General features: G+C 45.8%; 10 protein-coding genes. 6 read left to right on the forward strand and 4 right to left on the reverse strand.

Going from position 1 to position 12,404, the window contains the following annotated elements; all coding sequences use genetic code 11:
* Positions 1–177: 177 nt before the first annotated feature.
* The 5 genes from AAGA51_RS07020 to AAGA51_RS07040 are packed head-to-tail and all read left to right on the forward strand — an operon-like array spanning position 178 to position 6,468.
* Complete coding sequence (locus AAGA51_RS07020) at positions 178–1,173, forward strand: bile acid:sodium symporter family protein (RefSeq protein ID WP_042482662.1); 996 nt, start codon at positions 178–180, stop codon at positions 1,171–1,173.
* A gap of 26 nt (positions 1,174–1,199) precedes the next feature.
* Positions 1,200–2,402 (forward strand): amidase, encoded by a 1,203-nt coding sequence (locus AAGA51_RS07025; protein ID WP_042482660.1) that lies wholly within the window; start codon positions 1,200–1,202, stop codon positions 2,400–2,402.
* On the forward strand, positions 2,399–3,964 hold the full coding sequence (locus tag AAGA51_RS07030; protein WP_042482656.1) for a gamma-glutamyltransferase family protein: 1,566 nt from the start codon (positions 2,399–2,401) through the stop codon (positions 3,962–3,964). The genes AAGA51_RS07025 and AAGA51_RS07030 overlap by 4 nt, the downstream gene beginning before the upstream one ends.
* A 1-nt stretch (position 3,965) precedes the next feature.
* Positions 3,966–5,216: a pyridoxal-phosphate-dependent aminotransferase family protein gene (locus tag AAGA51_RS07035; protein ID WP_042482653.1), complete on the forward strand. Its 1,251-nt coding sequence runs from the start codon at positions 3,966–3,968 to the stop codon at positions 5,214–5,216.
* Between the two features lie 10 nt (positions 5,217–5,226).
* Positions 5,227–6,468, forward strand: coding sequence for an allantoate amidohydrolase (locus tag AAGA51_RS07040; RefSeq protein WP_156102015.1), 1,242 nt, complete (start codon positions 5,227–5,229; stop codon positions 6,466–6,468).
* 69 nt (positions 6,469–6,537) lie between these two features.
* Here AAGA51_RS07040 and sbmA read toward each other — a convergent pair whose 3' ends face one another.
* Positions 6,538–7,809 (reverse strand): peptide antibiotic transporter SbmA, encoded by a 1,272-nt coding sequence (gene sbmA, locus AAGA51_RS07045; protein ID WP_042482651.1) that lies wholly within the window; start codon positions 7,807–7,809, stop codon positions 6,538–6,540.
* A gap of 318 nt (positions 7,810–8,127) precedes the next feature.
* Between sbmA and AAGA51_RS07050 the strand changes: the two genes are divergently transcribed.
* Positions 8,128–9,126 carry a branched-chain amino acid aminotransferase gene (locus AAGA51_RS07050; RefSeq protein WP_042482648.1) on the forward strand — a complete coding sequence of 333 codons (999 nt, stop codon included), beginning with the start codon at positions 8,128–8,130 and terminating at the stop codon, positions 9,124–9,126.
* A 93-nt stretch (positions 9,127–9,219) separates the two neighbouring features.
* On the opposite strand, the gene AAGA51_RS07055 is transcribed toward AAGA51_RS07050, so the two are convergent.
* From AAGA51_RS07055 to AAGA51_RS07065, 3 genes are all read right to left on the reverse strand, one after another.
* Positions 9,220–10,605 (reverse strand): TRAP transporter large permease, encoded by a 1,386-nt coding sequence (locus tag AAGA51_RS07055; protein WP_042482646.1) that lies wholly within the window; start codon positions 10,603–10,605, stop codon positions 9,220–9,222.
* Positions 10,592–11,134, reverse strand: coding sequence for a TRAP transporter small permease subunit (locus AAGA51_RS07060; RefSeq protein WP_042482643.1), 543 nt, complete (start codon positions 11,132–11,134; stop codon positions 10,592–10,594). The genes AAGA51_RS07055 and AAGA51_RS07060 overlap by 14 nt, the downstream gene beginning before the upstream one ends.
* 67 nt (positions 11,135–11,201) lie before the next feature.
* Positions 11,202–12,272, reverse strand: a complete 1,071-nt coding sequence (locus AAGA51_RS07065) for a TRAP transporter substrate-binding protein (RefSeq protein WP_042482642.1) — start codon at positions 12,270–12,272, stop codon at positions 11,202–11,204.
* Positions 12,273–12,404 lie beyond the last annotated feature (132 nt).

The raw sequence follows: 12,404 nt of genomic DNA on the forward strand, positions 1-12,404 counted from the left end.
TAAGATGCAGCATTTGTTCGACTCTGGTGCACAAAACTGTGTGTACAATATTCGGTAAGCTAGTGATATGGTAGCTTGTGAGTTTGGCACACTACTTGTATTTATAATTGTATACAATTAATGCGAATAAAAGCTTACATGGGAATGTAGGGAATAATTAAAGAGCAGACACGATATATGAAAGTATTAGAAAAGTTGAAAAAGGAATGGTTTCTTGTTGGCATGGTGGTCGCTATTGCATTAGCAACAGTGAGTTCAGATGTAGGTAAATCTGGAGGATGGATTCACCTAGATCAACTGACGGGCATTGGTGTGGCCATTGTCTTCTTTCTACACGGTTTGGGACTTTCTCCTCAGGCAATCAAAGCAGGCATGACCAACTGGCGTCTTCACCTGTACATTCAAGCGGCGACCTTTGTTGTTTATCCACTATTGTGGGTCATCTTTGGTGAAGCATTCATGGCGTATATGCCAGCGGCTTTGGCTTTCGGTTTTTGCTATCTGCTGGTACTACCAAGCACAATTTCTTCTTCTGTTGCGATGACCAGTGTCGGTAAAGGTAACGTTCCGGGCGCGATTTTCAACGCTTCACTTTCAAGCATTATTGGTGTTTTCATCACGCCGTTTCTTATTCAACTGTTTATGGGCGTGGAAGGGGTGGAGCTTGATTTGATGGCTTCCGTTCTTTCAATCGCTAAATTGTTGCTGGTACCAATGATCGTTGGGCAAATCCTTCGTCCATACCTTATTAGCTGGATCGCTAAACACAAAAGTGCAGTAGGCAAAGTTGATAAGTACGTCATTCTGGCGATCGTCTATAACGCATTCTGTGATTCAGTAGAGAACGGCATCTGGCATGAATTCTCTATTGGTCTGCTGGCAAGTTCTATTGCTATTTGTTTAGTGGTTCTTCTTTTTATGGTTCATCTCATTCAATGGGGCGCGCGCCGTGTGAATATGAATCTGCCGGATGAAGTGGCGGCGGTGTTCTGCGGAACTAAGAAAACGCTGGCAGCGGGTATCCCTATGGCGAAAGTGATATTTGGAACCGATCCTACACTTGGCATGATCTTGTTACCTATCATGCTTTACCACCCAATTCAGATTTTCTACTGTGCAATATTAGCGAATCGCTATGCTCGCCAAACAGAAGGTGCAGCAGTAACAAACTAAAACAATTAAAAAAGTAAGGAAGCGAAATGACTAAGGATAGTCGAGTCTATTGCTCTCAAGGGCCAGAACAGTTACCTGCCAAAGAACGAGGAAGCCTAAGCGGCATACAGTTTGTATTTAAAGACTTGTTTGATGTTAAAGGCTTTAAAACAGGCGCAGGAAATCCACAATGGTTGGCGACGCATCCCTGTGCGCCAACCACATCTTCATTGATATCAAAGTTGCTGAACAATGGTGCTGAATGTGTCGGCCGTGTACAGACCGACGAACTGGCATACAGCCTAAACGGACAGAACATCCATTACGGTACGCCAGTTAATCCTGCCGCTCCCGATTGTATTCCCGGCGGTTCGTCTAGTGGCAGCTCAGTCACAGTTGCAAACGGCGAGTGTGATTTCTCAATCGGAACAGATACCGGAGGATCGGTTCGCGTTCCCGCCAGTTATTGTGGTTTGTTTGGTCTTCGTCCAACACTCGGTTCGCTTGATCTTCACGCTTGTTTTGAGTTGTCGAAAAGTTTCGATACCGCAGGCATTTTCAGTCGCGAATTACCATTACTACGCAAAGTTTGGCGTGTGCTGTCTGGGTCAAAATCAGAAAGTCACAGTGCCACACATCTGTATTTGGACAATCAGTGCGCTCAAGTGCTCAGTGAAGAGCGATTAGCTCGCCTGAAACACTGGTGTAAACAAGCTGATATTGAGTTGATATGTGGCGATCTGTTGCATGAGAACGGCTGGCAACTGAGTGACCTAAGCTTACTGTTCAGAACCATTCAAGGTTTTGAGATTATTCAAAAGCACGGTTTATGGCTTGAGCAACATGGCGAAAGTTTAGACCCAACCATTTTAGAGAGAGTGAAATGGTCACGTACCATTTCCGAGCAAGATTACTTACAAGCCATGGATAAGCAAGCGAAGTTCAAAGAACTCATTACTTATCACCTGACTGAATATGCACTGGTTTGGGCGATCCCGACTACACCATCGGGACCACCGGCACTCACTATGTCTGGTGAGGCATTAGCCACTTACCGGATGCAGTTGATGGGGTTAACCAGTATTGCGGGCTTAAGTGGTTTACCGCAACTGCATTTACCCATGCGAGGATTGCAAGAAGGGCCATGCGGCATTTCCGTTATGGGCTTAACGAATCGTGAAGAAGACCTGATTACGACCGGCGAAGCGCTGATTCAAGGAGAAAAGCTTGTTCAAGGAGATAGTAAATGAAATATCAAACCGCTTTCACAGCTCCGCATTATATGGCCGCTCAAGTAGGTCAGAAGATTCTCGACCAAGGCGGAACAGCGAGCGAAGCTATGGTTGCAGCAGCAGCAATGATCGCTGTGCAGTATCCACATATGAACAGCATCGGTGGTGACAGCTTTTGGTTGATCGCCAAGAAAGGGCAGACTCCCGTCGCCATTGATGGTTGCGGTTCTGCTGCGTTGGAGGTTGATGTTGAACACTACCGCAGTCAAGGTGAACAACTTCCGGAATTTGGTGGTGAAGCGGCGATTACCATGGCAGGCACTGTTGCTGCGTGGCAAAAGGCGCTAGAACTGGACTCAACCGATATCAGTTTGCATACGCTACTAGAACCAGCCATTGAAGCTGCGCAGCAAGGCGTCGAAGTGACTCAAAGCTTAGTCAATGCCAGCGAAAAAACCTTCGGTAGATTAGCTCAGCTCAAAACGTTTGCTGAACATTTCCTGAAAGAAGGAAAAACACTTACAGTAGGTGACATTGTCACTAATCAGGCGTTAGCCGAAACGCTCAGAACTCTAGCAGAAAACGGGCTGGATGATTTTTATCGTGGTGAGATAGCGAAAAGTGCGGCTGAAGAACTTCAGCAGGCAGACAGCCCTATTACTTTAAAAGATTTTCATCACCACCAAGCCAAGGTAATGGCACCACTGAGTGTAAACACCTCGAAAGGTAAACTGTACAACTTTGGAGCACCGACTCAGGGGGTGGCTTCGTTGTTGATTCTGGCGATTTATGATCGTCTCGCTTCACAAGCACAAAGCGAAGTTGATCATATTCACCTGTTAGTGGAAGCAACCAAGCAAGCCTTCATCATTCGCGATAAAGAAGTATGTGATGAAGAGTATCTGACTCAGCCTTTGCAAGAGTGGCTCAATGAATCGGTGATTGATCGCTGCGCTGAGCAAGTGTCTATGGAACAGGCGCTACCTTGGCCACACCAAGCGCAACCGGGAGACACCATCTGGATGGGGGCTACCGATCAGTACGGCACTATGGTGAGCTTTATTCAAAGTATTTACTGGGAGTTCGGCTCAGGTCTTGTGCTGCCAAGTACTGGCATATTATGGAATATCCGTTCGAAAAGCTTCTCTTTGGATGCCAAACATCACAACGTGTTGGCGGGTGGTAAGAAACCATTCCACACATTAAACCCAGCTTACGCAGAGTTAGATGATGACCGCCGTATGGTTTACGGCACTATGGGCGGAGAAGGCCAACCACAAACGCAGGCATGTTTGTTTAGCCGATATCACTATCAGGGCTATGGGTTGGATGAAGCGGTAGCATTACCGAGATGGTTGTTGGGTCGTACATGGGGTGATCCAACCAACAACTTACGTCTAGAAGAGTCTTTGTATCACCAGTACGGAGAACAACTTAAACAAAAAGGTCACGATGTTACTTACGTGGCTGATAACAATGAATTAATGGGACACGCTGGCGCAATCATTATTGATTCGCATGGAAAAGCCTTGGCGACCAGTGATCCTCGTAGCGATGGAACTTATTTACTTGGAGAATAAAATGACAGCCCATAATGAATTGCATTCAACTGGCAATCTGTTTGAAACGCTCAACCCGCCACAACGACTGCTTATGGGGCCGGGCCCAATCAACGCGTATCCGCGTGTACATCAAGCTATCTCTCAGTCATTGATTGGCCAGTATGATCCTGTGATGACAGGTTACATGAACCAAGTTCAGTCGCTGTATCGCGGCGTGTTTTTCACTAATAACCAACAAACCATGTTGGTGGATGGCACTGCGCGCTCTGGGATTGAAGCGGTATTAGTGTCGGTCCTTCAACCGGGTGACAAAGTGTTGGTTCCGGTGATTGGCCGATTTGGTCATCTGCTGTGTGAAATAGCGCAACGCGTCGGGGCTGTGGTTCAAACCATCGATATTGAATGGGGAGAAGTATGTCCAGCGGAGAAAGTCGAGCAAGCAATTAAAGCCTTCAAGCCTAAGCTACTTGCCACCGTTCAGGGCGATACATCCACCACCATGAATCAGCCGTTGCAAGAGATGGGTGAGATTTGTCAACGTCACAGTGTTCTGTTCTACTGTGATGCCACAGCATCGATTGCGGGTAACGATCTCAAAGTCGATGAATGGCATTTGGATGCGGTATCGGCAGGTTTGCAAAAATGTCTCGGTGGTCCTTCTGGCTCGGCACCTATTACCTTAAGTGATCGATGTGCTGAGTTGATTAACCGACGCAAACACGTTGAAGCTGGTATTCGTGCCGATCACCATACCCAAGGTGAAGATGCGATGATTCAGTCGAACTATTTCGACTTAGCAATGATCATGGATTACTGGGGCCCAGAACGTCTTAACCACCATACAGAAGCGACCAGCATGCTTTATGCCGCTCGTGAATGTGCGCGACTCTTCCTTGAAGAAGGCCCAGACAAGGTGATTGCGCGCCACAAACAGGCAGGTGATGCTATGGTGGCAGGTTTGCGTGCGATGGGGCTTGAGCTGTTCGGCAATCAAACATACAAGATGAACAACGTTGTCGGTGTTTATATCCCCGCAAACGTGAATGGTGATGTGGTTCGACTCGAACTGCTAAACCGCTTTGGTATCGAAATTGGTACTTCATTCGGCCCGTTACATGGCAAGATTTGGCGTATTGGCACAATGGGTTATAACGCTCGCCAAGAGTGCGTACTTTCAACTTTGGCTGCGTTAGAAGCGCTGCTGATTAAGCACAAAGCGAAAATCGATCCGGGTCAAGCTGTTGCTGCGGCAATGGCATTTTATCAGTAGTAGGAGTGTTATGACTGTTCTTAATGAGATGGAAGGACAAAGTCGCGCTGCACGACTTATGGAGCAAGCGGATGTACTTGCTTCATTCAGCGAGAGTGAAACGGGCTTAACGCGTGCGTATTTAACACCACAACATCGCGCGGCTCATGATCAAATATCGCTCTGGATGCAACAAGCAGGTTTACAAACATGGCAAGACAGCGTTGGTAATCAGTGGGGAAGAAAAGTATCACCCAACCCGACCAAGCCAACGTTGATTTTAGGATCTCATAGCGACACGGTGGTAAACGCTGGCAAATATGACGGTAACTTAGGTGTCTTACTCGCCATTGAAACACTGGCGGCGCTTCGTGGGGAAACCTTTCCTTTTCATATTGATGTTGTTGCCTTTGCTGATGAAGAAGGTACACGGTTTAACACCACGTTAATTGGCTCAAGTGCGGTCGCTGGTTGCTTTGATTCCAATTGGTTAGAGGTGACTGATGCGAACGGTGTCACCATGGCACAGGCGATGCGAGAGTTTGGTCTTGACCCTGCAAAAGCGGGTAGTGATGCGCGTCAGGCGCAAGAAGTACAAGCCTATCTGGAAGCGCATATTGAGCAAGGACCAGTACTTGAAGCGGAGAATCTCGCTGTAGGTGTGGTGACGGGTATTGCTGGAGCAAAGCGTTTTCAATGTGAAGTGACAGGCATCGCTGGGCATGCGGGCACGGTACCTGTGCATTTACGTCAAGACGCGATGACTGGCGCTGCTGAAATGATTCTGTCCATTGAGAAATTGGCGAAAGATGAGGGCGTTGTGGCAACCGTTGGCAAGTGTGAAATTGTATCCGGCGCGGTAAACGTAATTGCTGGCAAAGTGAGATTTACAATTGATATCCGCAGCGCTTCTCAATCAGCATTAGAGAATGCGACCTATGAGATGCTGGAGCAACTCAAACATATTGCGCGGCAACGTAAACTCTCTTTTGAGTATGAAAACATCTACAAAGCAAAAGCGGTTCAATGTAACAACAAGCTGCAACAGAAGTGGGCCTCTGCGATTGAGAAAGTCACCAATTCATCTGCCCGTTTTCTGCCAAGTGGCGCTGGGCATGATGCAATGGTAATGGCTGACTTGACTGATACAGCTATGCTGTTTATTCGCTGTGAAAAAGGCATCAGCCACAACCCCAAAGAGCAAGTGTTAACCTCTGATGTTGAGATTGGTTTGGCGTGTTTTATTGAGATGATTCGCAGCTTTAACGCTTGATGAGAATTGCTTTTTGAACCCTCGACAGGATAAATAAAGAACCCCACATGAGTGGGGTTCTTTTTATGTTTAACTGATTTCTTTTGCTTCGACCAAACTTGCAGTTTTCTCTTCATAAGCGTGTTCAAACGCTTTAAGACGTTTGTAGATAGACAGCAGTTCTACAATCGTGGTCCACGAGTTGACTAAGTATTGGAAAGAGTTCTCTACTTGGTTGAACGCGTTCATGATTCGTTGCATCACGCCAAGCGTAAATGCACCAGCAACAATTGAAGGTGCAAGAGCAATGAACGGTATAAAAGCACCGAACTGCAAGTAGCCATAGCGAACCACGTTGAAGTACACATAGTGCATGTAAAGCTTGAAATAGTTTTGGCGAACATTGCCGAACAGCTCTTCCAAAGTCAGTGGATGCGCGCGATCTTCATAGTCTTCACCGTAAACCAATTCTTTACGATATGCCGCTTCTACTTTCTGGTTGTTAAATTCAAGACCCGGTAGTTTGATACCCGCAAACGCAAGTAGCACAGTACCAAAAATCGACCAAATAATAGCGACGAAAACCAGCGCTTGAGGTACTTCTCCGACAAACGGAAGCGTGGTGACGTAACCAGACAAGCCCCAAAGAATAGGCAGGAAGGCGATCAGCGTCATTACGGAGTTGAGCAAGCGAACGCCTAAGTTTTCCATAATGCTGGCAAAACGCATGGTGTCTTCCTGAATACGCTGCGCAGCACCTTCAATGTGACGAACATGTTCCCATCTTGCGGTGTAATGCTCGGTCATTGCGGTTCGCCAACGGAAGACAAAATGGCTGACAAAGTAGGCGTTACCAACTGCCACCATGATGGCGATCATCAGCAGCACCATTACCGTTGATAGCTCAGAATAGAACTCTGTGAGGGTAATACTGTTTGGTGCTGTCAGTGCCTTTTGAATCAGGTTGTAAAAGTCACCGTACCATTCGTTAAGCATGACGCTGACTTCCACTTGGAACCAAGTAATGAACACAATTAAGCCTGAACCAAGTACCGACCATTTTGCCCATTTTTGTCCACCAAGCACCATCCATCCGCCAATGAACAATGCATAACACACAGTCATAAACTGATAGAGCCATGCATTGATTGCAGATTGTGTCACTGCTTGAAATTCAGCCGCGGCTGCCTCACTTGCACCTTCAGCTAATGCTGGTGGGTAATCGACACCGAAAATATGAGCCAGACTGAGGTGAGGGCCAAGATCCTCAATAACGGTATACCAGCCAATAACACAAACGAGAGCCCAAAGAACAAAGCTCAGAAAAAACAATTTGGGTTTTGGAAAAAAAGAACTAAACACGGCATCTTCCTTTTGATGACAACTCGCATACCCATCCTTTAAGAGTTTGAGTCAGGGTATCTTTGATTTCAGTATATTACTGACCGCATAAACTACGATTAGTTTTATACACATCCTAATTTAAACCATTTTAGGCATGGCTTGATTTGTAAAAAAACTATTAATTGGTGTTAATGAGTATTTAATCCAACAAACCTCTTTTCTTACGGGTTCAACTTGTTTTAGTATCAGAACACTAAGTATTGGACATGCATCTCACATCGCCAGCCCAGACTTAACGGACTTATCTTTAGTAGTAATTTATTTGTAGGAAAACATATGGCGGCTTTTGGTACTGTATTTATGCCTAAGATGGCATTAGCAACATTCGAAAATAATCAATGGTCAGACGCAGAAATCGTAGCTTCTGACAGCATCTCGCTTCATCCGGGTGCTCACGTCTTGCATTACTCAAGTACGTGTTTTGAAGGTTTAAAAGCATTCCGTCACGAAGACGGTAGCGTGCACGTCTTTCGAATGGACCAAAACGTCGAGCGTTTTGCTCAAAGCAGCCGACTACTTTCTCTACCAGAAGTGAACAAAGAACAACTTTCAAAGATGATTGTTGATGTTGTTGCAGAGTTCGCGTCAGAAGTACCTGCGCCTCCGGGTTCGATGTACATTCGTCCAACTCACATTGGTACTGAAGCGGCGGTAGGTAAAGCGGCAGCGCCATCTCTTTCATCTATGATGTATGTGCTACTTTCTCCTGTTGGCGATTACTTTGCTGGTGGCGCAAGTGCGCTGCGTCTTCTACTTGACGAAACAGGTCAACGTTGTGCGCCGCACATGGGTATGATCAAGAGTGGCGGTAACTACGCAAGTGCGCTTTCTCCGACACTAGAAGCAAAAGCAAAATACAAAGCTGACCAAGTTCTGTTCTGTCCAAACGGCTATATTACAGAAACAGGTGCGGCGAACTTCCTGTTGGTTGATGGTAACGAAATCATCACTAAAGCATTGGATTCAAGCTTCCTACACGGTGTTACTCGTTCGAGTATCCTGACTATTGCTAAAGATCTAGGTATGACAGTAAGCGAACGTGAAGTATCTGTAGAAGAACTTCTAGAGCGTGCAGCGAAACCGGGTGTAGAAGCAATGCTGTCTGGTACAGCTGCAGTTCTGACTTCTGTTGGTACTTTGATTCACAACGGTGAAGATGTGAAAGTAGGTAACGGTGAAGTTGGCCCAATTGCACAGAAACTTCGTCAAGCACTGAACGACATTCAGTGGGGTAAAGCACCAGATACACACAATTGGCTAACTAAGATTGCTTAATTTAATCAAGTAAATAGTTAGAAAGAGAACATAGAAAAGCCAGCGATGATCGCTGGCTTTTATGTTTATCGATGTCAATCTATTGGGGGCTAACTATCCATAAGCCACACTTGGGAACCACAATACCAGTTGTGGCCAAGCGACGAGACAAACCAGAGCTATCAACTGAATCACAATGAAAGGTACTACGCCACGGTAGATATCTTTCAAGGTTACGCCTTCTGGGCAAACACCTTTGAGATAGAACAGCGCAAATCCCACTGGCGGTGTTAGGAAGCTGGTTTGAAGCGCCATAGCCACTAACATTACAAACCAAACCAACGACGGGTCATCAACCACGCCGTGACCATCCAGTTCGATACCTAAACTTCTCACCACAGGCGCAAGTAATGGCAGCGCAATTAAGGTTATTTCTATCCAATCTAGGAAGAACCCAAGGAAGAAAACAATCATCAATATAAACGCAATAATGCCGTATGGACCAAACGGTAATCCACTTAGGAAACTTTCAATCAGTTCGTCGCCACCCAGTTCGCGCAACACTAGCGCAAAACAAGAAGCACCTAAGAAAATCATAAAGATGTAAGCTGTTGTGCCATAGGATGCCAACACCACTTCTTTGACCACTTTCAGGTTGAGCTTCTTGTTGTAAGCCGCAAGTAATGTTGCTCCTAGCGCACCAATACCGGATGCTTCGGTCGGTGTAGCGATACCCGCGAAAATAGAACCTAGTACAACAAAAATCAGTAACACAGTTGGAGTGATATCTTTAAACACTTGCAGAATCAAGTTCCACTCTACTGGCTGAATGTTTTCAGGAACCGGTGCTTTGACAGGGTTCATCTTACCTACAAACAATATGTAGAGGATGTAAAACAGACCTAACAATAGCCCCGGAATTACAGCGCCCATAAACAGGTCGCCAACGGAAAGCCCAAGTTGGTCAGCCATGATAACCAGCATGATTGAAGGTGGAAGGAGGATTCCCAGAGTGCCAGCAGAGGCTACTGTACCAAGTGCGAGAGGTAAGTGGTAACCTTGGCGCATCATGGTTGGCAGTGACATTACCGCTAACAGAACCACTGAAGCTCCGATGATTCCTGTTGACGCTGCGAGAATAATACCTATAGCCATAACAGTTACGGCGAGTCCACCATGCACTTTTCCAAACAGAGCTTGCATGGATGCCATCAGTTTTTCGGCAATACCGGATTTATCGAGCATGTTACCCATAAAGATAAACATCGGAAGTGCCACCAAAATCCAGTTATCCATGATTTTGTAAATGCGATTCACCACTAAGCCGAGGCTAGTGAAGTTCAATCCGGTAAAAGTATCGAGATAAATATCGGCTAGGTATCCAACACCCGCGAAGAATACGCCAATGCCACCTAAAACATAGGCTACAGGAATCCCAGTAAATAGAAGCAGGATAAACGAGCCAAACATCGCGATTACAATCCACTCATTTGGTTCCATGGCTATTTCCTTTGTAAATGATCTCTAAATTGCGCAGCACTTTTGCCAGCATGGAAAGCAGCAACAGTGAGAAGCTGATTGGGATAACACTTTTGATTAACCAGCGATAAGGTAAACCAGAAGGTGAAGCGGAGCTTTCATTGACACGCCAAGACTCATAGGTGAAGTCGTAGGAATGGATGATCACCACAATCACAAAGGGTGCGGCCAAAAATAGCAGACCTAAAAGGTCGATCATCGCTTTTTTGCGCTCGCTAAATTTGTGATAAAAAAGGTCGACCCGCACATGCATATTGCATATTTGCGCGTACGCGGTGCCAAACATGACGGCAGTCGCATACAAATGCCATTGCAACTCTTCTAAGGTAATCTGACCGTTAGAAAACACTTTGCGCAGAATGACTTGAAGAACAATGACACCGATAAGAATGACGTTGGTCCAAGCGATAAATTTGCTTGTGGACTTAACGAATCTTTCGATGTGGTAGTAAACAGGGATAGGTGGGGTTGAGCATAACACCTTACTCATAGCTTTCTCCTTGCCTGATTAGGGCTGGATGACCAAATCCAGCCCATATTTCCGATGTATGTAAGGATCACTCTAGAGTTGCGCGAGGTAGGAAACCGTTCGCTTGCCACAATGCATATCCCTGACGGAATGTGCTTAGGTCAGCCCACACCTTATTGAAGAAAGGATCTGCAGATTTTTTCTCTTCAACTACTTCTAGCCATGTTTTCTTGAACAAATCCAACATCTCTTTGTTCCAGTAGCGAATTTCTACGCCATTCTGCTTCGCTTTTTCCATCGCTGTGAATTGAATTGCTTCACCTTCGGCGATCGAGTAGGTCATCGATGCCATACAGGTCGTTTCGATGGCGTCATGCTGCGTTTCGCTCATTTCGTTCCACGTATCTTTGTTGATCAACAGTTCAAAGATGGTGGATTGTTGGTGCCAGCCAGGGAAATAGTTGTATTTCGCAACTTTGTGGAAACCTAAACGCTCATCGATGGCTGGTTGAGAAAATTCAGATGCATCGATAGCCCCTTTTTCTAGCGCGCCAAAGATTTCCCCCCCAGGAAGTTGTACGGTACCCGCACCGAGTTTCTCCATCACGGAAGCACCCAAGCCGAAGAAACGCATATTCAAACCTTTCAAGTCTTCTGGTTTTTCAATCGGCTTTCTAAACCAACCTGAAGATTCAGGTGAAATGATCGCACAAGGCAGAACTTTTACGTTGTAGCCGCCTTGGTCATACATTTCTTGATAGAGCTTCAGACCGTTACCGAAGTATATCCAGGCCATGTATTCACCCGCTTCAGGACCAAATGGAACCGCAGAAAATAGAGCAGAGGCAGGCAGTTTGCCTTGCCAGTAGCCTGCTGTTGAATAACCAGAATTTACTTTACCCGTCGATACTGCATCCAAAATTTCAGCAGGATTCACTAGTTTACCTGGCTCATAGATTTTCATTTTTACCGTGCCGCCAGACATCTGTGTGATGTGGTCTGCATACCACTGGATTGGTGTACCTAGCGCAGGCAAGTGGCTGCCAAAAGCAATCGGAGTTTTCAGCAGAATCTTCTTGTCTTCAGCGTGCGCACTTAGCGAGAGTCCAACTGACGTTAAAGCAATGGCAGTTGCAATGGCAGCTTTTTTCAAATTCATAACGTAATCCTTGTTTGGTTTTTATGTGCGAATAAATGTGAACATTTCGTATTTAACGATGTTAATTTGATGTTACATTTGGGCTGAGTATAAGCAGGGGTAAACAGATGCTCTATTGGTGAAATTGCGCAA

The sequence above is a fragment of the Vibrio diazotrophicus genome, from assembly GCF_038452265.1.
In the GTDB taxonomy this organism is placed as follows: Bacteria; Pseudomonadota; Gammaproteobacteria; order Enterobacterales; family Vibrionaceae; genus Vibrio; species Vibrio diazotrophicus.